This is a genomic window from Polyangiaceae bacterium (assembly GCA_016715885.1).
Lineage (GTDB): Bacteria > Myxococcota_A > Polyangia > Polyangiales > Polyangiaceae > Polyangium.
In genome coordinates this window covers 633,501-655,791 of sequence record JADJXL010000015.1, presented here as the reverse complement: position 1 = coordinate 655,791, position 22,291 = coordinate 633,501, and the positions used below count along the sequence as shown (strand labels likewise).

Annotated in this window: 18 protein-coding genes; 8 read left to right on the top strand and 10 right to left on the bottom strand. The window is 60.4% G+C overall.

What is annotated here, in order from left to right; all coding sequences use genetic code 11:
• Window positions 1-88: 88 nt before the first annotated feature.
• Window positions 89-1,945, top strand: a complete 1,857-nt coding sequence (locus IPM54_16285; GenBank protein MBK9261348.1) for a sigma 54-interacting transcriptional regulator — start codon at window positions 89-91, stop codon at window positions 1,943-1,945.
• 236 nt (window positions 1,946-2,181) lie between these two features.
• Here IPM54_16285 and IPM54_16280 read toward each other — a convergent pair whose 3' ends face one another.
• Window positions 2,182-4,170 carry a sulfatase gene (locus tag IPM54_16280; protein MBK9261347.1) on the bottom strand — a complete coding sequence of 663 codons (1,989 nt, stop codon included), beginning with the start codon at window positions 4,168-4,170 and terminating at the stop codon, window positions 2,182-2,184.
• 61 nt (window positions 4,171-4,231) lie between these two features.
• On the opposite strand from IPM54_16280, the gene IPM54_16275 reads away from it, so the two are divergent.
• From IPM54_16275 to IPM54_16265, 3 genes are all read left to right on the top strand, one after another.
• On the top strand, window positions 4,232-4,384 hold the full coding sequence (locus tag IPM54_16275; protein MBK9261346.1) for a hypothetical protein: 153 nt from the start codon (window positions 4,232-4,234) through the stop codon (window positions 4,382-4,384).
• Window positions 4,385-4,502: 118 nt separating this feature from the next.
• Window positions 4,503-4,889 (top strand): hypothetical protein, encoded by a 387-nt coding sequence (locus tag IPM54_16270; GenBank protein MBK9261345.1) that lies wholly within the window; start codon window positions 4,503-4,505, stop codon window positions 4,887-4,889.
• 37 nt (window positions 4,890-4,926) lie between these two features.
• Window positions 4,927-5,079, top strand: a complete 153-nt coding sequence (locus tag IPM54_16265; GenBank protein MBK9261344.1) for a hypothetical protein — start codon at window positions 4,927-4,929, stop codon at window positions 5,077-5,079.
• Between the two features lies 1 nt (window position 5,080).
• Here IPM54_16265 and IPM54_16260 read toward each other — a convergent pair whose 3' ends face one another.
• The 3 genes from IPM54_16260 to IPM54_16250 form a co-directional block, all read right to left on the bottom strand.
• Complete coding sequence (locus tag IPM54_16260) at window positions 5,081-6,829, bottom strand: hypothetical protein (protein MBK9261343.1); 1,749 nt, start codon at window positions 6,827-6,829, stop codon at window positions 5,081-5,083.
• Between the two features lie 109 nt (window positions 6,830-6,938).
• Complete coding sequence (locus IPM54_16255; GenBank protein ID MBK9261342.1) at window positions 6,939-8,621, bottom strand: VWA domain-containing protein; 1,683 nt, start codon at window positions 8,619-8,621, stop codon at window positions 6,939-6,941.
• 198 nt (window positions 8,622-8,819) lie between these two features.
• Window positions 8,820-9,911 (bottom strand): hypothetical protein, encoded by a 1,092-nt coding sequence (locus tag IPM54_16250; GenBank protein MBK9261341.1) that lies wholly within the window; start codon window positions 9,909-9,911, stop codon window positions 8,820-8,822.
• 73 nt (window positions 9,912-9,984) lie between these two features.
• Between IPM54_16250 and IPM54_16245 the strand changes: the two genes are divergently transcribed.
• On the top strand, window positions 9,985-10,692 hold the full coding sequence (locus IPM54_16245; GenBank protein MBK9261340.1) for an SDR family oxidoreductase: 708 nt from the start codon (window positions 9,985-9,987) through the stop codon (window positions 10,690-10,692).
• Window positions 10,693-10,694: 2 nt separating this feature from the next.
• Here IPM54_16245 and IPM54_16240 read toward each other — a convergent pair whose 3' ends face one another.
• The 6 genes from IPM54_16240 to IPM54_16215 all read right to left on the bottom strand — a co-directional run bounded on the left by IPM54_16240 (window position 10,695) and on the right by IPM54_16215 (window position 17,608).
• Window positions 10,695-11,636: an ABC transporter ATP-binding protein gene (locus IPM54_16240; GenBank protein ID MBK9261339.1), complete on the bottom strand. Its 942-nt coding sequence runs from the start codon at window positions 11,634-11,636 to the stop codon at window positions 10,695-10,697.
• Window positions 11,633-14,101 carry a signal peptide peptidase SppA gene (sppA, locus tag IPM54_16235; protein MBK9261338.1) on the bottom strand — a complete coding sequence of 823 codons (2,469 nt, stop codon included), beginning with the start codon at window positions 14,099-14,101 and terminating at the stop codon, window positions 11,633-11,635. Before sppA ends, IPM54_16240 begins: the two co-directional genes overlap by 4 nt.
• Entirely contained in the window at window positions 14,098-14,598 is a 501-nt protein-coding gene (locus IPM54_16230) for a DUF2505 family protein (GenBank protein MBK9261337.1), read from the bottom strand. The genes sppA and IPM54_16230 overlap by 4 nt, the downstream gene beginning before the upstream one ends.
• Before the next feature lie 24 nt (window positions 14,599-14,622).
• Entirely contained in the window at window positions 14,623-15,807 is a 1,185-nt protein-coding gene (locus tag IPM54_16225; GenBank protein MBK9261336.1) for a UTP--glucose-1-phosphate uridylyltransferase, read from the bottom strand.
• An 86-nt stretch (window positions 15,808-15,893) separates the two neighbouring features.
• The gene (locus tag IPM54_16220) at window positions 15,894-16,622 is read right to left on the bottom strand and encodes a CPBP family intramembrane metalloprotease (protein MBK9261335.1); all 729 of its coding nucleotides are present in this window, start codon (window positions 16,620-16,622) and stop codon (window positions 15,894-15,896) included.
• Window positions 16,622-17,608 carry a decaprenyl-phosphate phosphoribosyltransferase gene (locus IPM54_16215; GenBank protein ID MBK9261334.1) on the bottom strand — a complete coding sequence of 329 codons (987 nt, stop codon included), beginning with the start codon at window positions 17,606-17,608 and terminating at the stop codon, window positions 16,622-16,624. The genes IPM54_16220 and IPM54_16215 overlap by 1 nt, the downstream gene beginning before the upstream one ends.
• A 257-nt stretch (window positions 17,609-17,865) precedes the next feature.
• Between IPM54_16215 and IPM54_16210 the strand changes: the two genes are divergently transcribed.
• Genes IPM54_16210 through IPM54_16200 form a run of 3 tightly spaced genes read left to right on the top strand, consistent with a single transcriptional unit; the run spans window position 17,866 to window position 22,160 of the window.
• Window positions 17,866-18,831, top strand: a complete 966-nt coding sequence (locus tag IPM54_16210) for a MoxR family ATPase (GenBank protein ID MBK9261333.1) — start codon at window positions 17,866-17,868, stop codon at window positions 18,829-18,831.
• Window positions 18,832-18,843: 12 nt separating this feature from the next.
• Window positions 18,844-20,010, top strand: coding sequence for a DUF58 domain-containing protein (locus IPM54_16205; GenBank protein MBK9261332.1), 1,167 nt, complete (start codon window positions 18,844-18,846; stop codon window positions 20,008-20,010).
• Window positions 20,007-22,160: a DUF3488 domain-containing protein gene (locus tag IPM54_16200; GenBank protein ID MBK9261331.1), complete on the top strand. Its 2,154-nt coding sequence runs from the start codon at window positions 20,007-20,009 to the stop codon at window positions 22,158-22,160. Before IPM54_16205 ends, IPM54_16200 begins: the two co-directional genes overlap by 4 nt.
• The last annotated feature ends 131 nt before the right edge of the window (window positions 22,161-22,291 follow it).

Here is a 22,291-nt window from a genome sequence, read left to right as displayed (position 1 = left end):
CCGATCATATCCAACCTGGGATATGCAATCAACCTTGCGCGACACTTCTTGACAAAATCCTGCGCCTGCCGTCTCATTCGCGACCGCCGTGCCGCACCTCATCGTCACAGAACCCGATCGTGAAACGCGAACCGTAACGCTCACCGAAAACTTTCGCGTCGGTCGAAGTCCTCAAAATGACTTGATTTTGGCCGATTCACGCGTATCGCGACAACACGTGCGCTTCGAACATACGGCGCGCGGCTGGGAAATCATCGATCTCGGTTCGTCGCAAGGGTTTTTCGTCAACGGCCAACGAGGCGGCGCTTCGCACGTGCTCGCCGACGGTGATGCGATTCAGATTGGGGGCGTCGTGCTCCGGTTCAGCACGAACGAGCCGGCTGCTGCAGACGTCATCGAACGGCGCGTCGATGCTGCGACGATCGTATCGAGCGGCGCTCCTTTCGTCGACCGACGCATCAAGCTCGTGCACGAAGCCGCCAAGGCCGCCGCATCGATTGGGGACACCGACTTGTTCCTGCGCCAAATGCTCGACGCCGTGCTCGATCTTTTTGGCTGCGAACGTGCGCTCATCGGGCTCGGCGATGATCCGAATGGTCCGGTAAAACGGATTCTCCGATCGCGCGAACCCGCCAAGGCCGATGAAATCGTCGTGAGCCGCTCGCTGCTCGAAGCCATGCTCGCGAAACGCGAAGGCGTCGTCGTAGGAAACGCAAAAGTAGATGCCGCACCAAGAACGGTCCTGCGCCAAAACATTTTATGCGCCATGGGCGTGCCTTTGCAAACGGTCGGTCGCGTCTTCGGATTCATATATGTCGACGATCGCCGGCAGGCCGAACGATTTCGCGCCGAAGACCTCGATTTTCTAATTGCCATCGGATACCTCGTCGGCACGGGTCTCGAAAATGCCGAGCGATATCAACGTGCAGCGGCCCTGGCCGCGGCGCTCGACGACCAAAGCTCCACGGCTGAAATCATTGGCAAAAGCGCGCCCATGGTGGCGCTCAAGGCGCAAATCGTCAAATACGCGGGAGCACCGAATGCTCATGTATTGGTGCGAGGTGAAAGTGGTACGGGCAAAGAATTGGTCGCAAGAGCTTTGCATGCGGCTTCGCCTCGGCACGAAATGCCGTTCGTCACGCTGAATTGCGCTGCGATCCCCGCCAACATGGTCGAAAGCGAGCTATTCGGCTATGACAAGGGTGCCTTCACGGGCGCCATCAAGCCCAAAAAAGGCAAATTCGTCTTGGCCGACAAGGGAACTTTGTTTTTGGACGAAATTGGCGATTTGGACTTGGCTGCGCAAGCGAAATTGCTCCGCGCCATTCAAGAAGGCGAAGTGCAGCCGCTTGGAACCGAACGCGCGGTGCACGTGAATGTGCGTATCGTCGCCGCGACGCACAAGGATTTGCGTGAAGAAATTGCCGAAAAACGTTTTCGCGAAGATCTTTATTATCGATTGGCCGTCGTCGAAATCAACGTGCCGCCACTGCGCGAGCGGCCGGGTGACGTCGAAATCTTGGCCGAAGCGCTATTGAAATTGTCGGCATCGACGATGGGCAAACAGGTGGATGGTTTTTCCAAACCGGCGCTCGAAGCCCTGGCGCGTCACATTTGGCCGGGCAATGTCCGTGAATTGCGCAATGAAGTGGAACGCGCGGCCATCAATGCCGAAGGACGGATCGTCGAGCTTTCCGATTTGAGTCCGCCGCTGCGCTTTCAACGAAAAGGTCAAGACGCTACGCCCGATGTGATCGAACCGCCGAAAGGATTGACGCTTGCTCAGCGGTTCGCGGCGCTCGAACCAATGGAAAAACAGCTCGTCCAAGAGGCCCTTGCCGCTGCAAAAGGCAACGTGAGCGAAGCGGCAAGGTTGCTGGGGGTTTCCCGCATCGTCATCAGGCGAAGGCTCGAGCGGTTTGGGATCGCCGGACAAGAAGACTAGCGCGTCTTTCAGCTATCCTTCTCGCGGTCGCAACGTCGGCATTCTTGGCCATTGGCTGTGGATCGACGGCATCCTATACGGAGACTGAAGCTGACTGGGCAATGGAAGACTTGATGGAATCGGAAGAAATTGCCGAGCCGGGCCTCGAGGCGCAGCTACTGGAGAGCGAAGCGCCGTGGGTCGTCGAGACCAAGCCTGTGGAGACCAACAAGCAGCCGTGAGTATCTGCAACCTGCTCACGGTTTGTAAGGCGGCGCGTATCCGGCAATGCGCACGCGATGCGCATCGAAGAAAGCTCGTAATGCCACAAGACCCGGCATCGACCGGGCCCGATCCTCATCGTATAGATTGTGCAATTCGCGCGGATCGCGCTCCAAGTCGAAGACTTCGACGACCTTCCTACGCGGATCGTCAATGACCTTCAAATCACCCCAATACAGCACGCGACGGAGCCTCCCTTCGGCCAAAATGGGGCGATCGAATTGCACGTCGCGCCCGGCAAGTAGCGGAACCAAACTTTGTCCCAAATAGGTACCGGGCGTCTCGATGCCAAAAATATCGAGAATGGTGGGGCCAAGGTCCACGAGCGTCACGCGCTGTTCGATACGCCGCGGCACGACGCCTGGACCTCGCACGATGAGCGGCACGCGGAGCAATTCCTCATACAGGGTTTTCGTGTGCTTGATCGTGCCGTGCTCGCCGAATGCTTCGCCGTGATCGCTCGAAATGATGAGAAACGCGCGATCGCTGAAACGTTCGTCGAGGAGCTTCACCAATTTGCCGATATATTCGTCCGCGATGCCGATTTCGGCGAGATACCTCTGTCCTGCGGATCCCTTTTTACCCCCGCGGTCATAGGGCGAATGCGGTTCCATCAAGTGTGCATAAAGGAAGAGCGGTTCATCTCCGGCACGTTGCAACCGTTCGAAGAGCGGCGTCATGACTTGCTCGGCGCGCGCGTGCTCGCGACCTTTGACGACGACGGTTTCTTCGGTAAAACCGCGCGCGACGCCGTATTCGTTGGTCAAAAACGTAATGCTGCAAAAGCTCGCGGTCGTGACGTGGTGCTTGCTGAGAATTTCGGGAAAACGAGGCGATGGATCGGATGCCGGATACACGAATTGCAATGGCCCGTCGCCGTGCCTCTTCCACACGAGCTGCGAAAAGTAGCGCCCGGAAAACATGGCGCTGAGCGATACTGCCGTTTGGCTACCGGCCGACGTCGCGCGAGCAAAGTAGGCGCTTTCTTTTTTTAATTTCGCAATCGTGGGGAAATGCTCTTCATTCTTTTCGCGATCGATGGCGTCGGCGCGCGTTGCATCGATGGTAATGATTACAACCACGGGCGCTTTTTTCTCGAGCAGCGCTGGTTTCGTCGGTTTGACGGGAGAAACGGCGTCACGCGTTTGAAAAAAGGGCGAAGAGGCCACATCGGGAGGCAATGCGGCGTCAGAATCGCCCGGCATGGGCCACGTCGTTCGGGCGAAGACCCAAGCCGATAGTGCACCTGGTTCCCGGAATAGCTCGATACGCGCCGACACGGGCGGCGGAACGACGATTCCGGTGACGGCAATTCCGAGCGCAATACCGATGACGGCATTTGCCGTGCGCGGTCGTATTGCCTGCACGCCCATTTCGGCAAACGGTAGCACGGCCATTCCGGCGAGCGTTGCGGATAGCCACGCCAACGCTCCGTGGACGCCAGCATAATCGTCCCGCAGAAAGAAATGGTTTGCAACCATGACAGAAAGCGCGACGAGCAACGCCACGATGCGTAATCGCGGGCGACCTGCCGACCACCATCCCACCAGATGCGCGGCAGGCACCGAGCTTCCCAAGACGACGGCGCCCAAAGCAAACAGCAATTGGTGGTAACGCCCTCCGAATTTCGATAGCGCGATGCGCTCGAGCTCATAACCGACGAGCTCGAGCATGATGAATGCGGTCACGACGGCATAAGCGGCCAAAACGACCGACCGCATGAGCCATCGTTTGCGCGGCGAATACGATGCGCGCTCGACGATTGCAGTGCCCATTCCGATGACGAGCGCTGCTGCGAGGCCCACACCGAGCACGCCTGCGATATCAAAAGCATGATGCTGGACGCGAAGCCAAACGCCACCCGCGGGTCGCCGCAGCAGGGCCGCGATGAAGACGGCATTCGTGAGCGCCACCAGGACAAAACCTAGCCACGTCGCAAACGCTGCTCGTAACCACGGGTGCACGTCGGGCTTCTACCGTGGCAATACGAGGAAGGCAACCCGCAAGAAAGACGGGTCGGTTCGAATGAGCCATTGGCTCGAACGAGCCACCACGCATTGGATCGATGGAGCCAACGGTGACGGGGTTACGCTCCGCAAAGCGTATTGGGTGCTCGTTTTTCGACAGAACAAGGTCCTCATTGGGTTGGCATTGCGGTTGCTTCGATGTCAAGCATGACGACAATCTGCTTGCTGGAGAATCCGCCATGTTCCGCAACGCACGTCTACTTGTTGCCCCCACCATTCTTGCCGCCGCGCTTTGCTGGTCGAATTCGGCGCGCGCGAGCAACGTCCCCATGACTCCTGCTGAAACCGTATTCTTTGGCAACCTTGCGGGGCAGGTCATGTTGAGCCCCGCATATGGATCCCTTATCTACTACGCGCAGCACCCAACGAAGCCCATGCATGGTCAATGGAAGTTCATCAATACCATGTCGTCGCTTGCGATCGGCGGCATTGGAGGTGTGTGCATTTATTTAGGCGTAACGGGAAGTGATCGAACATTGCCGAATTATCTCGGCATCGGTCTGCCCTACGTTGTCTCATCCGCTTTCGTACTCGGTGCAACAGCTTGGCGGAGTGGACATCCGTCCCCCCGGACGTCAGCAATGATTCTTCCGTATGGGTCCTCGACCATGACGAATGGCACGAACGTGGGTGTCATGGCCGTGGGCCAATTTTGATACGCCATGCCAAACACTTTGATCAGGAGACAAGACCATGAACCGCATCGTTCGCATCATTCGCAGCTCCGTCGTCCCGCTCCTCGCATTTCGACTCACGGCGTTTGGATTGCTGGGGTGCGTTCACTTCGATGATGCCGACACGACTGCAATTGCCAATGACGGCGCAGCCGAACACGCTCCGAGGTAGCTCACTTCGGCGGAATCTGCGCCACCTCGAAGAAGTCCCACGCGGGGGTGTGATTGTTGCCTCCAGCGTCTTGCGCCGTCACGTAAACGGCCGGATATTCGCCCGCAAGCGTTTCAGTGCCGCCTTCCACTTTCGTCACGATCGCGGAAATGTACAGTTGCGGTTTGAGACCTGCTGCTTGGCGACGATTGGACGAAAACACGACCCAATAATACTTGAGTCCCTCCCATGTTTCGGCTTTCGGTGCCCACCTGGCCCAGGCATTCGTGAGACCCGGGCTCTTGAGGCCCGTGCACGCGGGCGGATCGTTTGCCCGCAAGCGCTCGGCCAAACCTCCAGCGCCCGGCACGATGAAAAGCTCGGCCGTCGGCTCGTCGTACGAATCGACGGGTTGATCCGTACGATTGAAGGCGAGGAAGGTATCGTCCGGCGAATACACCGGATAGAATTCGCGCAGATTCGGCTCACTGGCGCCCGGAAATGGCTTTGCGTCTCCGCCCATCCGATTGTTGTAGGGCACCGAGTAAATGTCCATCGTTTGATCAGCCCCCGCCGGACCCGCAATGACCCCTTCGCCTCCACCTGGCGACGACACATAAGCGATTTCAGTTCCATCGCGACGCCAAGCGGGCGATGAAACGTTGCGAGGGTCCCCGTTACGCGCCAAAACGCCCCAACCATTGGCATCGGCCGCGTGCAAATCGGTCCACACGAGCTCGTAACGACCGGCATTGATGTTCGGATCGGACAACACCGAAATGGCAACGGCGTCGTTGATTGCATAATGTGCAGGGGAAAGCACGGGAGCCGTTTGCTTGTGGCGGCCGAGCAATGCGAGCGCGCTCGGCGAAATCACTTCGGGCCCCACGGTCCCACCCGTCACGTAGCGCGCGTCGATGGCGCGCGTGCCATTGTCGGCATCTCGGCTGTATATGATGAGTTTTCCATCGGGCGAAGACGTATGACACGAAACGCACGTGGTATTGCCGCCCGTCGACGTGGGACCCGCCATGGGCGGACTGAGCACGGTTTTCGACGTGGTATCGCCAATGGTAAACCCTTGGAAGCTCGTTCCACCGGTAGATGTCCAATACACGACGGAACCGGGCGCCGCGACGGGCGCAATGTGCACGACGCCGCTTGCCCCGAGGAGCGGTGGCGTCGTGAGCACGTCCCCATCGACGCGTGCGCCGCGCAGCGTGATTTTGACATCGCGACCCGCGCTATGGTCGGCGAGCCCCTTCCACATTCCCAAATCCATCGTGAACGTGGGGTTCGCAGTGTACACGACGAGCGGATTGATTTGATTGTCCACTTCGAGTCGCAATTCGAACACGTTGAGCTCGGGCGCCGACGTCCATTCGAAAAAGAGCGGCGTCCAATTGCGTGGAACCATTGCATCGATCGGCGGCTCGGACAAACACGGGCCGCCTGTATCCATGCCTGGGGTCGTGTCGAAGAGCGAGCCAACGGTCGGCGACAGGCCGTCCAAAATGACCGGGGTCATCGGAAAATCAGCAAATGGCCCCGTGCCCGGATCGATGAACCCGCCTCCATCACCTCCTCCGCCCGTATTCGATCCACCGTCACCACCCGTGCCTCCGGTGCCCCCCGCACCGCTCGATGTGCCTTTGGTACCGGTCGACCCGGTGGTGGAAGAACACGATGCGCCCGATAACGCAGCGCCTATGGATACGGCGGCGATGAGGCCCAACGTGAGTGAATGCAGCGGCAGCTTGCGACGCGTCATGGCTGGCTCCTTCCGAAAGTAAGCGACACGGAGATGGAACCGCATCCACGGCGCAAAATCAAATCTTTTCGAACACGAACGATTCGACCAGCCACTTGGGGGCACCCATTCATTCCTCTTCGTAGCGCAATTGGCTGCTCGCCAACGAGAAGACCATCCCATTTTCGAGTTTCAATCGGTCGACTCGCTGGCCATTGTATTCCGGCGCGTTCGTCGAACCCAAGTCAATGAGCCAAAACGCCCCGTCCAAAAATTCAATGGCCGCAGCTTGACGGCTCACGCCGGCATCGGGCAACGTCAAATCGATCCCCGATTGCGATCGACCCATGATGAATCGCGGCCGATCGATGGAAACGCGCACCCCGGCCCTCGGCCCGGCCAGCACGTGCAAAAACGCGTTTGGCATGGACACATGCTCGCGCGCTTTGGCGAATAGCATTTTGCTCGATGGAGAAAACTCTGGCGAATCGCCTCGCGCCCGTGACCCAGCCGAGTTGAATTCGCCATAACTCATCGCAGCTTTCTTGTACCTTTCGTATTCGCTCTTTTGCAGGCGTTTCTGCATGATGGTGAGGTCGTCCTGGAGCGCCTCCCATGCATCGTCGAGCGCCCCGGGTTCACCCTTGACAAACCCCGGCGTTTCTTCGATGAGCTGCTGTGCGTCACGAAGAACCTGCTCGGCTTCGCCATAACTTCCGCGCTCCCCGAGCGCCCGCGCCTGCGCTCGTTTTTCGCTCGCGCGGGCGAGCGTCACGGCTGCATGCACTGCGGGATCGGTCGCATTCGATGCCACCAGCGTCACATGCGTATCCGCATGCACGACCGTTTCGAATGTCAATGAACTGCCTGCCACATGCCCCGCAAGCTTGCACGAGAGCGTGCGCAAGAGCGTCGATTCTCGTGGGGCTCGCAAACGCAATTCGACGACGAAACAAAGTTCATCTCCGCCGAGCAAATCCGGCAAACTCAGCTTGAGCCCTCCGGCGCCGAACGACGTGGGCGGCGCATCGAGCACGCGGACGATTTCGACATGGTTCGAAGGCGTCAAAACGAGCGCATTTCGTTCGGCGACCATGTCGAGCTGTGCGCCGAGCGCACGAATGAAGCTCGACTCCGACATTTTTGGATCGATGACGAATTGGTATCGACCTCCGCCGCCCTCGGCAATCGCCGAAAGCACCGCGTCGTTATGGTGCGCGCCAAAACCCAGCGTCGATATGCCAATGTCACGCGCTTTCAAGAGCCGCGCTGCACGTCCCAATTCATCGGGCGTCGTCGCACCCACATTCGGCGCTCCGTCCGACATGAGCACCACGATTTGCCGCTCCCCCAATTGCCTTTGCGGAAATAGCAGCGCAGCCTGCGCAAGTCCTCCGGCAATGTTCGTACGATTTTTTATTTTAATGGTATCTATCTTTCGAATCAATTCGCGGCGCCGTTGTCCGAGGCTTTCGAGCGGCGCTACGATGTCCGCCCCATCGCTGAACGTCACGATCCCGAGCTGGTCCCGATCGTCCAATATTTCTGCGAGACGCTTGGCGGAATGCAGCACCTGCGCGATCGGCTCACCATGCATCGATCCCGATATGTCGAGCACGAGAACCGCGAGCACGACGGGCCTATTTTGGGCGAGCGGCGCCGTCGCCGCTCGCACTTTGGCCACCGCATACGTCGTGAGCTCCGACCCAGGCTCGACGGCGGGATGAAGGAGCGAAATGGTCAGCGTGAGGGGTGAAGGGGCATCAGCGGCGCTGCCCTGATAGGGCTGGTGGGCACGATACGGATCGGGCATTTGTGAAAGATATACCGAAACGGCCCGCCCGAGCAATCGCAAAGATGATGCTACTTCACAGCCATATTCGTTTTTGCGCTTCGGGAGGCTTGATTTCTCGGCACATGCGGCACCCCGAACTCGCCGCCTCCGGCGGCTCAGACAACGGGGCCCCCGCCGCAGCGCCGAGAAATCAAGCCTCCCAAAGCTTCACGTTGTTCAATTTGGCGGGAGGTGCAATGGTTTACGCATGAGCGTGTACAGCACCGACAGGTCGTTGGCGAGATCCATTCCAGGCTCGCCGTCCTCCGGCTGGTCCCACCCGAGTGCTTTTGCCATGATACGCACGGCATCCGTGTCGTCATTGTCGAATTCGAGCACCTCGAATCCGGCTGCTTCGATCTGCGTTTTGCTAAACGGCGATCGACCATCCGACCAAGGAAGGAATGGTTTGTCCGGAGGGGTCAATGCGGGGCAAATGTTATAGATCAGAAAAAAACCGCCCGGTTCGAGGGCATCGTAGAATGCATGCAAAACCTCGTCATCGGTGGCGCCGAGGTTGATGAGCATTTTCGGATTTTCAACGGGCCTATCCGGATGAATGTAACCTTTTTTGAGGACATTTTTGGTCATGATCAATTTGTATCCATTGCCCACGGCAGATACGGTCGCAGCGTCGGCGGGAAATCGGCCATCGACGAGACGAATGCTGCCCGTTTCGCCCTTGGGACCTTGGACTTCACCCTGATCCCCGGGAAACGAATAAAGCACGGGCAAGAGCGGCCACACATCGACGCCCGTGGCATGGATACCCATGGTGGCCAAGAGTCGCAAATGGCCCACGTAGCCATATCCAAAATCGAGCACTTTCGATCCGGCCGATAATTCCAGCCCGCGCGAATATAGAATGTCGAGCGGCCTCGAATACGATAGAGGTGAACCAAAATTCGTATTGTAATACTTGTCTTCGTCGACGTCGTAAGGTCTGAGCGTCGCGCGCACGTCGGGCGATTGCGCGAGGGCTTCGGCTTCGGTATAATATTTTGATTTATCGGCTGCGACAAACAGTTTTCGAGGGGCTATTCGGGGCAAAAGGGGCGCGCGCTGTAAAAACTGCTTTGCCCCTTCTGATTTCACGAGCCTTTCGAGACGTTTGGCGTCGTTGACGATCCTTTCGACGCCTCTCGAGCTCCACGGATCGACATTGGCCGTCGCCACTTTTGCAGGTGCGATAGGCCCGGCCTTCGGTACGTCGGCGCATCCAGCCGCGGCCAAGAAGAATGCTGCAACCGCCCAATGTCGAGCAACCATGATGCGATGCTACACGGCGACGCGCATACGAGCAAGCAAGTGCTTGCGTGGAAGCGTTCTTTCGTGTTATGGTGTGCGAATGATCGTGATCGTATCCGGGGCTGCTGGTGCGCTGGGGTCGGCGCTCGTGTCGCATTTCATCGCCGGGGGCGCGAAAGTTGCTGCAGTGGACACGCCTCGAGCATCCGCGCGTCTCAGCGCGCTCGCGGACCAATGCGGCAGCGCGTGTTTGCCCGTGCCGCTCGATGTGCTCGATTCGAACGCCTGGCAAGAGGCATTGTCGAACATCGAAACGAAGCTCGGGGCCCCCGACGGTGCAGCTCTATTGGCGGGTGGGTTCATTTGGACGGGGCCGATGCATGCGGCGAGCGACGACGGGTGGGACGCAATGATGGACATCAATGCGGCGACGGTGCATGCGTCGCTGCGCGCAATCTTGCCGGGCATGGTCGCGCGCCGCAAAGGGAGCATCATCGTGGCGGGTTCGCGAGCTGCGGTGCATCCGTCGACGGGCGCGGGAATGGCGTCTTATACGGCATCAAAGGCGGCCGTCACGGCGCTCGTGCAAGCCGTCGCAGCGGAAGTATTGGAACATGGCGTGCGTATCAATGCGGTCTTGCCGAGCATCATCGATACGCCGCGCAATCGTTCGGACATGCCGAATGCCGATTTTTCGAAATGGGTCACGCCCGAATCGCTCGCGGGCGTCATTTCGTTTCTATTGTCGGACGCGGGCCGAGACATCTCGGGAGCGCTCGTGCCGGTGTACGGTCGAGTTTAATCCTACCCCGCTCCCCCCACAATCGGAAACATCTCCACAATCGGCGCGCGCGCCTTGCTCGCCGCTGCCATGATCTCTTTCGTCGTCGCCTCCTCCGGCAACGTCACGCTCATGCGCAGCGGCCCGCCTTTCACCACCGCACCACGCGCTTCCAATTCGTCCCGAAATGCCCCCGCATTCTTCCGAATCGTCACGCCATACACCCGCACGCTCGCGAATAATTCCTCCGGCGTCGCCTCCATCACGAGACCCCCGCTCGCAAATACCAATACGTCCGTCGCCCCCAGCGCCAAATTCCCCTCGGGCGTGCCCGGATCCATCTTTCGCACGGAAAAAATCGCTTTGCGACCCTCTGTCACGCGCATGATCGCATTCATCACGAACGCCGCCGGCCCTGCTTCGAGCCCCGCGAGCGGCAATTCCACAATGATCACCTCGGGATCCGCACTCGACGCGTGCGCCAGCGATAGCACCCGACGCCCCGGAACGTCCAGCGTGCTCACATCCCGTTTGTATGCCCCCGCCAAACCCACTCGCTCGAGCGCGCTCATGGCAAGCGCCCGCGCATGACCACGCGATTCGCCCGCAAGCCGAGCGCTCCATGTCACGTAGTCGAGCACCGACATTTTTGCAGGCAATGGTACGTCCACAGGCGCCGTGCCCACGATATCAAAATGCTCGCGCTTTCCAACATCGCGACCCGAAACGAAGAGCGACCCCGCTACGACCGACGCTTCGCCCGGCATGTCGTCCTCCGACACCGCCCGAGACCGCGATCGCAATGGGACGCCCGTCAATGCCGCAAAGAGCACCTCCGTATCGCCCGCGCATAACACGCGGTCACCGCGCGTTCGCACGGTGAGCTTTTCCATTGCGACCACATCGTCGACCGCGATGCGCGCTTCCTCCGCATGCAATACGGATGCAGAAACGTCGGCGCTCACGGCCCGTCGTCTTCCACGACGGCCGTCTGACCGCCAAAAGACACGTCACCCACCCAATCGAGCCGCGCGAGTGGCTTCGTCCCATCGAATACCATCATCGGCGCCAATCCCCGCGCCAAGTCCATCAGCGCCGGCGGAATCAGCACGCTCGCCATGGGAGCCTGAGGCGCCGCCGCTATGCCCGCAAGCTTCGCCAGCGATGCAAGCAGACTATCGTCATCCTCGGGCAATTCCACAATCGGCGTGTCCGGTGCAAGTTCCGCCCGCTTTCGCGCTTCCTCGAGCGCTTCGCGTAGCCCACCCAAATGGTCCACGAGCTTCCGGTCCTTCGCTTGCGCACCCGTCCACACGCGCCCTCGCGCAACCGCATCGATGTCCTCGGGCTTCATTCGACGGCCCTCGGCCACTCGCGCAATGAACAAATCGTAAAACTGTTTTACCTTGACGCCAAGCTCCTGGCGTTCATCGTCCGTGAACGGCCTATAAAAACTCTCCGCATCCGCTTTGGGAGCCGTCCGGAATTGTTCCAAGCCCACGCCGAGCTTCCCGAGCAATCCGACGACATCCACTTTTCCGTAGAAAATACCAATGGAGCCCGTGATCGTCGCGCGATTGGCATAAATGGGACCTCCCACGACCGATGCGTAATATCCACCGCTCGCCGCCGCCGTACCCATCGACACGATGAGCGGTTTTTTCTTCGCCGTCAGCATCGCTTCGCGCAAAATGACGTCCGCCGCGAGCGACGATCCACCACCCGTTTCGATACGAAATACCACAGCCTTGATCGTCGAATCTTCACGCGCCTTCTTCAGCGCATTCGCGACCGTGTACGACCCCGCCAGACGAATGCCGACGAATGGAATCGTTTGGCTCTCGCCATCGACCATGTCGCCCGACAAATACACGATGGCCACTTTCGACGGCGATCCCCAATACGTGGGCGCTTCGGAAATAGGTTTGTCCTCGACCATCTTGATGGGACTGCCAATCACCTCTTCGGTGACTCGGTCCATTTCGTCGCCATATGCGAGCACATCGACGAGGTTCGCCGCTCGCGCTTCCGACGCAATGAATGGTCCCTTTTCTACCGACTTCCGCAATACCGAAAGAGGAATGCGCCGACCGCCCCCGACGTCGCTCATGAAAATGCCTTCGAGCTCCGCCAAGAGCTGACGATGATCTTCCCGGCCAATTTCACTGGAATCCTTCCGCGTGTATTGCTCGGCCGCCAGCTTGTGTTCGGCAATGCGCACGAAATCGCTGCGCACACCCAGTTTCTCCAACACACCACCGTAATACATGTATTGCGACGACAAACCCGCGAACCGCAGCCCTCCAGCCGGATTCATCGCAATACGATCGGCCTGCGAACACACGTACAGCGACTTCCCACCCGCATCCTCCAAATGGCAAATCACCTTTTTGCCATGCGCCTTGAGCCTGCGAATCGCATCGCCCACCTCTTCCGCATGCGCGAGCGACGACGCGGGTTCAGCACGCAAATCCAATACGACTCCCGCGATTTCCGGGTCCTCCGCCAACTTCCAGAGGCGCGTCAGCAATTTCGTGTGTTTCCGGACGCCAGGAACCCCATTGATACGAATTTTCGCCACGCGCTTGGGCAATCGCACGCCAGGATCGCGGAACGTGCGCAGCGCCGCGGTCGCATAAAGACCACCATCTCCATTGCCAACGATCGCACCCGCGCCCGCTTGAAGATACGCCACGTTGACATCGAGACCCACCATGCCAGTGACGTTCGGCGAATTGTTGAAATCGCTCACCGATACTTCACCTCGGAATCGCCCGAAGCGCGGAATGTCGAATCCCAACGTGCCACGCGCGATCATTTCCCCCGTTCGCTCGCGAATCGATGCCTCGGCACCAAGCTCGATCGTGCGCTTTCCCTTGTACGGCCGAAGCGCGACGCCGGCATCGTACGTGCGCCCCGACGCATTCGTCCAGTCACGCGCAATCGCCGACATTGACAAAAATGAAAATGGACGATACGTGAAGGCGCTCGTCACGCCAAACGCACCATCGAATTCATTTCGACTGGAAAATGACCACGCGATGGTCGTCCCAAACGAGCTTTTGTCGCCGAGCTTCGTCGCCAATCCCCACCGTAACCACCTTTGCGATGCGTCGAAGCCCGCCGGTGTCGTCACGTCGACCCAATCGAGGCGCAGGCCCGTCGCAAGTCCCAATACGGAAAAACCCGCATCGACCGCATGGCCGCCGGTATACCCCGTGCTTCGGGGATACACGAACGTCCAGCGCAATTCGCCTCCGGGCAAGAATGCTAGATTCGCGGGGTTGTATGCAATCGTCGATGCATCGTCACCTCCCGCAATCGCGCGTCCGGGTGCATTCACATAAGGCTGCGCTTCGGCCGTGGCTGCATCGAAACACAAAACGCCAGCCGCAAAACACCCCATCGCCAAGTATTTGGATTTTCTCATAATGTCGACAGCGTCCGTAAAGTTTCTGCTTCAGCATCGTACGTCTTGCGTACTTCATTCAGGGCCATGCGCTCGATGATGCGCGACATCATACCCGCCTTGACCTCGAAATCCCCAATCACACGGCGCAGCGTTCGCCCATCGGGCACAGGCTCGAGCCGATAAGTCCCGGAAGACCACAAGTAACGACGATATCGCTCCCGCGGCGCCACCGACCAGCTCGATGCGTGATCCGAAAGCCGATACACGCTCGTCTCCTCCCAGCTCATCGCTTCACGCGCGACATCGTGAGCACGAAAAATCGGCAGCGGCGCCGTCGCTTGAAATCGCAAGACACGCCGGAAAGTCCCGCGTTCGATCACGTGCTCCACCGTCTCGATCGATTCGATGAGCGGCGAAAGCACCTTCGCCATGAGCACGCCGAGGTCTGGAGAAAGTAGGGCGAGCTCGACGGCATCGAGCGGTGCGTCGAATTCATGCGTGATTTCGAAGCGCAATCCAGACCTCCGCAAGAGCAAGCACTAACCGAAAAGTCCCCGAGCACGCGCAATCGCTTCAATCTCGCCTCGGCGATGTTCGAGCTCGGCCACGTCCTTGACCGGTAAAAACCGAGCCGCAACGCCATCGCGCGGCACCCGCAACATCACCGGCTCGAGCGCCGTCGTGATCTCGTTGACGATGCGCTCGAACTGCACGGCCTTTTGTGCACCAACTTTTTTCTCGACCTCGACGTACGTCCACTTCATGTCGAGCTTCGCTAGGTCAGTCGCTCGCACGAGGAACGTGTTCGTGCTGAATACGGGCATCGTCGCCGGATCGAAACCAACCGGCAGTCGCACTTCTTCGGCGATGATCCGCCGCCCATTCCAGCGCACCGGACCTCCACCTTTGTCCGTTCCAACCTTGTTCACGACTTCCACCGTGAGCGGCCCGCCGTGTGCCAGGTGAAACCCGAGCACCGCCGGATCGATGGTCGCTCCAAGATTGTCGAGGTTGGCAATCCAAACCGTCTTGCCTCCTCTCGCAAGGAACCTGTCGAGCAGCCCGCTTGCCCGCAGCGCGTCCGGCAAGTCGCCGTGCCCCGTCGCATACACGCTCGGCTCTCCATGCTCGTCACGAAACAACGTGCCTTCGTGCGTGAGCCGGAGCGACACGAACTGTTCGAATGTCGCGACATCGCCTGCGTGACCTCGAGCTGCGAGGGCTTCGCGAATGGGACCATCGGTCGCTTCGCTCGTCATGAGCCAGAGAGGCGGGTGGGCGCCGAGCTTTCGCTGAATCGCGTCCATCTCGAGGAGGCGCATGTCGAGAAACGTCTTGCCTGGAAGCGCTTCGACGAGCGCTTTGACGACGCCGCCCATACGCGTGGCCATGCCGCCTGCGAGCACGCAGAGCGCGACTTCGCCGCGTGCGAGTGCCTCGCGACCAAGCGCTTCGTTGCGAGCATGGTCGGGCGAACCGGGCGCAGGCAAATCGACGACGTCTTCGGGTCGAGGAGGTTCGACGACACCTGGAAGACGATTGCGTGCATCGCGATCACGACCGATCGATGCAGCCCACTCGGCGAGGCGATTCGGATCGAAAGCGCGTGCTGCGAGCCTCGTGACGAGCGGCTTCGGCAGATTGGCTAGATCTTGGTCGAGTGTCACTTGATTCGTGAAAGCACGCCCATGCCTTCGCGGCAACACATTCCCACTGGGGAACATGGCAAGCGCGGAGTGAATCTCGAGGCTCATGCGCATCGTCCGCTTGCACGTGTTCAAGGGAGACATGCGTGGCACGTCCAAGGGGTTCAGCCGTGAAGGACCATCGCCCAAACGTCGTAGAGAGCGTGTGTCCATACGGCAGGTGCGAAACCACGGAATACGAAAATGGCGGTGAGCGCGAGGCCGCAGACGGCACGGAAGACGAACGACTGGACGTCGAAGGCATCTCCGAGCGCGCCGACGTAGTGCCAAGCGGAAAAAGCGACCGCTGCGACGACGGCCCACGCGGCCGTGAGCACGATGCGCCGCATGCCAGGCCCGAACATCGCCTTGAGCAAGAGGGCTCCGAGCCCGAATAACCCCACGCGAAATGCGATCTCTTCGTAAAACCCGGCGCCCATCGACATGACGACACCGGAGAAGACGCTGCGCGTTTGGATGTTCGGTCCAAGCGTCAACGATCCGACGACGTACGACGCGGCAAACCTCATGAGGATGGCGTAGAGCGTGCCTTCGAGTGCGATCAGGACAAACCGTTTTCCCTCGAGCGCTCGCTTCTGTCCGGTGGCTGCGAGGACGACGACGAACGCGACGCCCACGGCGAGCGTGAGGCCCGTGTACGTGAGCAAGCTGTGCTCGGCGAGCGCCGTGAGCTCGGCCGTGACGGGATCGGCGGCGTTACGCACCGGGAGGAAAACGACGCCGAGGTGATAGAGGAGAAAGATGGGGAGGGTGAGGCCGAGATCGGTCCAGGCATCGCTCTTTTCCGGCACCGGAGTGGCCGGATTGGCAGCGTCTGCAGGCGCCGTAGCCATCAGGAAGGCCTCAAGCGGTACACGATGAACACGACTTCGATGATCCAGATGACGATGTTCATCATGAAGGGCACGTCACGCAGGATTTCCTGCGTGGGGCTCTCCGATTTGGGACGGCTCACGACGAGCTGCAAGAAGCGGATGACGCCGAAGAGAGGATGGATCGTCGTGGCCCAGAGATATGGGTTTTGGAAAAACCTTTGCGTGGCGTGATCGAGCGTGTAGGCGAAGTACGTGACGATCGTGGCGATGCCCGTGGCCGCGAGCGCGAATGTGAGCACGCGAGGGGAGTAGGCTTCGAGCGCTGCGCGTTGTTTGCTCGCGTTGGCCCCGGCAAGCTCGTGCCGGCGTTTTCCGAAGCCGAGGAACAGCGCCAAAAGGGCCGTGCACGCGACCATGTAGCCAGAGATGGGCGTGCCCGTGGCAAACCCTCCGGCCAGCACGCGAAGAACGAAACCCAGCGCGATACAGCCGACATCGAGGTAGGCGATCTTTTTGAGGCCAAACGAATAGGCGATGTTGAGAACGAAATAGCCTGCGGTGACGGCGATGAACTTTGGAGGTCCAAGCATCGCTCCGCCGAACGCGACGATGAGCAGCGCGACGAGCATGGCTTTGGCCAAAGGCACGGGCACCTGTCCGCTCGCGATCGGACGATGGCGTTTGACCGGATGAACCTTGTCCGCCTTTTCGTCGACGATGTCGTTCAGCGTGTAGATCGCGCCGGCCACCAAGCAAAAAACACCGAAGGCACCGATCGCGCTCTTGATGATCGACGGGTGGGTGAGGTGCTTGGCGAAGACGACGGGTGCCAGAACGAAAGCGTTCTTCACCCATTGGTGCGGCCGAATGGTGCGCACCATTCCGCGAATGCGCCAAAAGACGCTTCCCTCACGCGCGGGGGGCAAGAGGGGTGCGGGTTCGGATGCAGGCGTTTGGCTGGAAGAGGGGCTCTCTGCGCCATCCGTGTTTTCGGCGACTTGCATCGCGTTTGCTGCATCGACTCGGCCTGGTGACGTAACGATTTGCTCCACTTCGTTGCTCGAAGAAGGGGTCCGTGTCGGACCGGATTCGGCCACGACGGCGGAGCATACATGCGGCCCTCGGAGTGGGCCATTTCTGAGCGTCTCTTCGTCGGCCGCCCATGCTGCGTGCTGCCTCGATCGCCGCAAGAAACAGCGAGACAGGATAATTTTCGATGTTGACCGCGGCTTCTGCGTTGCCCGTGCTAGCATCGTCCGCGATGACGTCGGCGCTCTCGATCGCGCGGGAGTCAACGCCTGTGCTCCAGGAGCTCCGCTCCTCGGTCGAATCTGCTCTCGAAGGAAAGCCCGATGCGGTGGAGCTTGCGCTCATCGCTCTTCTGGGCCGAGGGCATGTGCTCATCGAGGACGTTCCTGGTGTAGGGAAAACGACACTCGCGCGCGCACTGTCCAAGGCCGTCGGAGGTGAGCTCCGGCGGGTGCAGTTCACGAGCGATCTGCTCCCGAGCGACGTGCTGGGCGTGAGTGTGTACGACCAGCGGTCGGGGCAGTTTCAGTTCCGTCAGGGCCCGATTTTCGCCAACGTGCTGCTCGCCGACGAGATCAACCGCGCAAGTCCTCGCACGCAGTCCGCGCTGCTCGAAGCGATGAACGAAGGTCAGGTGTCGATCGACGGCGTGACGTCGAACCTGCCCGAGCCATTTTTCGTGCTTGCGACGCAGAATCCGCAAGATTTCGCGGGCACATTTCCGCTCCCCGAATCGCAACTCGATCGCTTCATGGTGCGCATTCGCCTCGGGTATCCGCCGGCGCACGTGGAGATGCGGCTGTTTGCCCAAGGCGGCGATGGCGATCGCATCCGCGGCGTGAAACAGGTGCTCGATCCGGAGCAACTGCTCGCACTTCAGCGCGAAGTCGACAAGATCGAGCTCGACACGTCGCTCGCTACGTACTTGCAGGCGGTGCTTGCCGCGACGCGTGCGAGCCCGACGTTGTCGCTCGGTGCGTCGCCGCGGGCCGGCATGAACCTCGCTCGCGCAGCGCGAAGTCGCGCAATGTTGCACGGACGAACCTACTGCATTGCCGATGACATCCACGATCTCACGGTGCCTGTTTTGGCCCACCGCATTCGCCTCGCAGCGCACGCCGAGGGGTACATGCCGAGCCGTGACGAGTGTGAGAACGCAGTGCGAGACATCGTTGCGCGGGTGCCGGTCCCGCTGTGAAATGAGGCGTGCATGGCAGCGGACCGGATGCAGGTCGAAGCGGTCGCTGGGCGAACTGGCACTCCCGTACGACGCGTAGCGCCACCTCGTCACGAGCCGCCCGCTGCGCAGCCTCCCAAAGAAGACCCGACCGCGCCAAAGCGTCCGTGGCTCCATCGTTTCGTGCGCTCGCTGTTCACGTGGAAAGCGCCACGCAAATTAAAGTTCACGCGTGAAGGAAAATATTACGTCGGCATAACATTGGGCGTCGGGTTTGCCGCGATAAACACCGGCAACAACCTGCTCTACTTGCTGCTCGGCATGCTGGTGTCGCTCATGCTGGTGTCGGGCGTGATGAGCGAGCTGTCGCTGCGCGATCTGACGGTGACGAGACGCCTGCCGACGCGTGCGCAAGTGGGCCGGGCGCACCTTGTGGAGATCGAGGTCTACAACCACAAGAAACGCGTTCCGTCGTACGCGATCGAGGTGGAGGACTTGCGTGCGGGACAACCCGCGGACAAACGCTGCTTCTTCCTCAAGATCAGCCCTTCCAGTGCGCAGGTCGCCGCGTACAGACGCACGCCCGCAAGGCGTGGGCGCGACAGGCACACGGGCTTTCGCATCGCGACACGTTTCCCGTTCGGCCTGTTCGAAAAATCGCGCGAAGTAAGCTCCGACGGTGAGCTCGTGATTTATCCGGCAGTCGATCCCGTTCGGCTGCCCCCGGAAGAACGTGGACGCATGGTCGGTGGCGTCGGCACGTCGGGACGTGGTTCGAGCGATGAAACGTACTGCCTTCGTCCGATGCGCGACGGAGACGATCCGCGCGACATTTACTGGCGCAAGAGCGCGGTCCTCGGACAAACCGTCCTGCGTGAACGAGCGCGCGAGACGCGCCCCGACACGCGGCTCGTCGTCAACAACATCCGTCCCAAGGACACCGACGATCAGTTTTCCGCTCGCTTCGAGAAGCACATTCGCGAGATCGCATCGCGCGCCGTCGCGCACATCAAACGCGGCGACGGCGTCATCGTGCGCACGACGGTCGGCGAGGAGAGCCGCGGCGATCGCAACATCGGAGCCGACCGCATCCTGCGATTTCTCGCGCTGCTCGATGCCGTGGACGAAGCGAGTTTGCCCGAGCGCCAAAAGGGGTCATCAGCCAGGAAAAACTCCGAGCTTGCGGGAGGATCGACATGAGGTTCGGGCTCGTGCATCGCATCATGACCGATGCGCTCGCGGTGCTCGGTATCCTCGCGCTGCTCGCGAGCGGTCAATTTGGCACGTGGGTGAGCGGCTCGCTGATCGTGGGGCTCATCGTCGCGCTCAGCGTCCGTGACGTTTGGGAACGTTATCCCGCGTTGAAGCACTTCGACGCCATCACGCTGATCGGCGTGCTTGCGCTGCAAATCGGCCGCTTGATGTTCGACCCGAATGCCAACGTGCTCGACGTCGTCATCGAATTTGCGGCTGCGCTGCAGATCATCCGCCTCGCCACACGCAAAGGCGCGGCGCATGACCAGCAAGTCATCGTTCTTGCGCTTTTGCACCTGATCTCGGGCACGGTGCTCGGCGGCGGGCTTGGCTACGGCCTGTGCTTCCTCGGCATCCTCATCGTCGCTCCAGGGGCGCTCGTGCTCAGTCACCTGCGCCGCGAAGTCGAAGGCAACTATCGTCAAGGCGCGCGCGATCGCACGGGTTTGCCCGTGGACGTTCCGCGCATCCTGCGTTCGCGTCGCGTCGTCGGACGAACGTTTCTCGGCGTGACCTGCCTGCTTTCGATCCCGATCGTCATCTTCACCGCGCTGCTCTTCATCCTGTTCCCACGCGTCGGTTTGTCCCTCCTGCTTCTCAACCGTCCGCATGCGGGGCGTTTCGTTGGTTTTTCCGGACGCGTGGACCTCGGTGAAGTCGGCGTTTTGCGCAGCGATCCGACGCTCGTCATGCGCATCGAAATGCCGAACCAGGGCGAAAAGCCGCCGGATCGGATTCCGCTGCATCTGCGCGGCACGGCGCTCGACCACTACGACGGACGCACGTGGACCCAGAGCGAGAGCTGGAAACGAGCAGCCGAAACGGAAGCGTTCATCATCCCGCTCGATGATCGATGGCCCGATTCGCAGCTCGATCCCATCATGCGAATCGATCTCGATCCCATCGATCCGCCCGTACTTTTCATGCCGCCGACGGCCACGGGTTTGCGCATCAAGCCGCGCGTGACGGTCGCGCCCGAACCGCAAGCGAACACGTTCCGAGGGCCCGAAGGCGAGCATCGTTATCAGCCGCTCGATGATCGCGGCATCAAGTATGAAGTGTTTCTCTCGCGCAAGAACGCTCCAACGTTCCGGCGCCTCCCGAGCGCCGACAGGTGGCGTTACCTCGTTCTGCCGAAGAACATGTCCGAGCGGATTCGCCAGCTTGCGACGACGTGGGCGAAAGATTCGAGAACGCAGCTCGAAAAAGCGCAAGCGATCGAGAGTCATTTGCGCAAGGAGTACAAGTACGACCTCGCTTCACCGTCCGGAAAAGATCCCAACCCGCTCGATCACTTCCTCTTCGAGTCCAAGCGTGGTCACTGCGAGTTTTACTCGACCGCCATGGCGATCATGCTGCGCACGCTCGATGTGCCGACGCGCAACGTGACGGGGTTCGTCGGAGGCACGTACAACCGCTTCGGAAAGTTTTACGCCGTGCGACAAGGTGATGCGCACTCGTGGGTCGAGGCGTACGTCGATGGCTACGGATGGCTCACGTTCGATCCGACGCCGCCTGCCGATGCTGCACCGAAGAGCGAAATCGTGGGCATGTGGGCGTATCTGCGCGACCTCATCGAAGCCACGAGCCAACGCTGGGATCGCCACGTCGTCAGTTACGACCTGAGTCAGCAGCTCAGCTTGTTCAACACGTTCAGAAAGTACCGACGTGGCGAACGCGGCACGGGCAACACGGGCGGCTCGCGCAATCGCCGAGCGTTCATCTTCCTGGCCGTCGCCGCTGTGGCCATCGGCGGCGCCATCTTCTATTTCCGCCGCAAGAAGCTGCACGCGATGGCCGCGATCAAACCGGGTGACGTTCGTTCACCCAGCGCCATCCTCGCGACCGCCCTCTACGAGTCGCTCGATGTCGCCATGGGTGTGCGCGGCATCGGCCGATCCCCAGGCACTCCACCGCTCAAACACGCCGAGACGCTCGCGTCGATGTCGCATCCGCTCGCGACCGAGATACGCGACCTGACGAACATCTACATCGAGTCGCGATTCGGCGGGCGCACACTTGGCGACGACGACAAGAAGAGCTTCGAACGACGCGTGCGAGCGCTGCGTTATCCGAGCTCGCAGAACGCGAGCTGAGCGCTACCAGTTTGCATCCAGGCCAGGATTTGCACGCTCGCTTCGCGCGCGTGGGACGCGCGCTGCGCGAGGCTGGTTCACGATGGGGGGGCCGAGGCTCGCCTCCCGGTGCTTTTGCTGCGCAAAAGCAC

Bases quoted from the DNA above. Each gene is read 5' to 3' on its own strand.
- IPM54_16270 (MBK9261345.1), top strand. From the start codon at position 4,503: ATGACTCCTGCTGAAACCGTATTCTTTGGCAACCTTGCGGGGCAGGTC.
- IPM54_16275 (MBK9261346.1), top strand. From the start codon at position 4,232: ATGAGCCATTGGCTCGAACGAGCCACCACGCATTGGATCGATGGAGCC.
- IPM54_16215 (MBK9261334.1), bottom strand. From the start codon at position 17,608: ATGCAAGTCGCCGAAAACACGGATGGCGCAGAGAGCCCCTCTTCCAGC.
- IPM54_16205 (MBK9261332.1), top strand. From the start codon at position 18,844: ATGGCAGCGGACCGGATGCAGGTCGAAGCGGTCGCTGGGCGAACTGGC.
- IPM54_16250 (MBK9261341.1), bottom strand. From the start codon at position 9,911: ATGGTTGCTCGACATTGGGCGGTTGCAGCATTCTTCTTGGCCGCGGCT.
- IPM54_16210 (MBK9261333.1), top strand. From the start codon at position 17,866: ATGACGTCGGCGCTCTCGATCGCGCGGGAGTCAACGCCTGTGCTCCAG.
- IPM54_16200 (MBK9261331.1), top strand. From the start codon at position 20,007: ATGAGGTTCGGGCTCGTGCATCGCATCATGACCGATGCGCTCGCGGTG.
- IPM54_16220 (MBK9261335.1), bottom strand. From the start codon at position 16,622: ATGGCTACGGCGCCTGCAGACGCTGCCAATCCGGCCACTCCGGTGCCG.
- IPM54_16225 (MBK9261336.1), bottom strand. From the start codon at position 15,807: ATGTTCCCCAGTGGGAATGTGTTGCCGCGAAGGCATGGGCGTGCTTTC.
- IPM54_16265 (MBK9261344.1), top strand. From the start codon at position 4,927: ATGAACCGCATCGTTCGCATCATTCGCAGCTCCGTCGTCCCGCTCCTC.
- IPM54_16260 (MBK9261343.1), bottom strand. From the start codon at position 6,829: ATGACGCGTCGCAAGCTGCCGCTGCATTCACTCACGTTGGGCCTCATC.
- IPM54_16255 (MBK9261342.1), bottom strand. From the start codon at position 8,621: ATGCCCGATCCGTATCGTGCCCACCAGCCCTATCAGGGCAGCGCCGCT.
- sppA (MBK9261338.1), bottom strand. From the start codon at position 14,101: ATGAGAAAATCCAAATACTTGGCGATGGGGTGTTTTGCGGCTGGCGTT.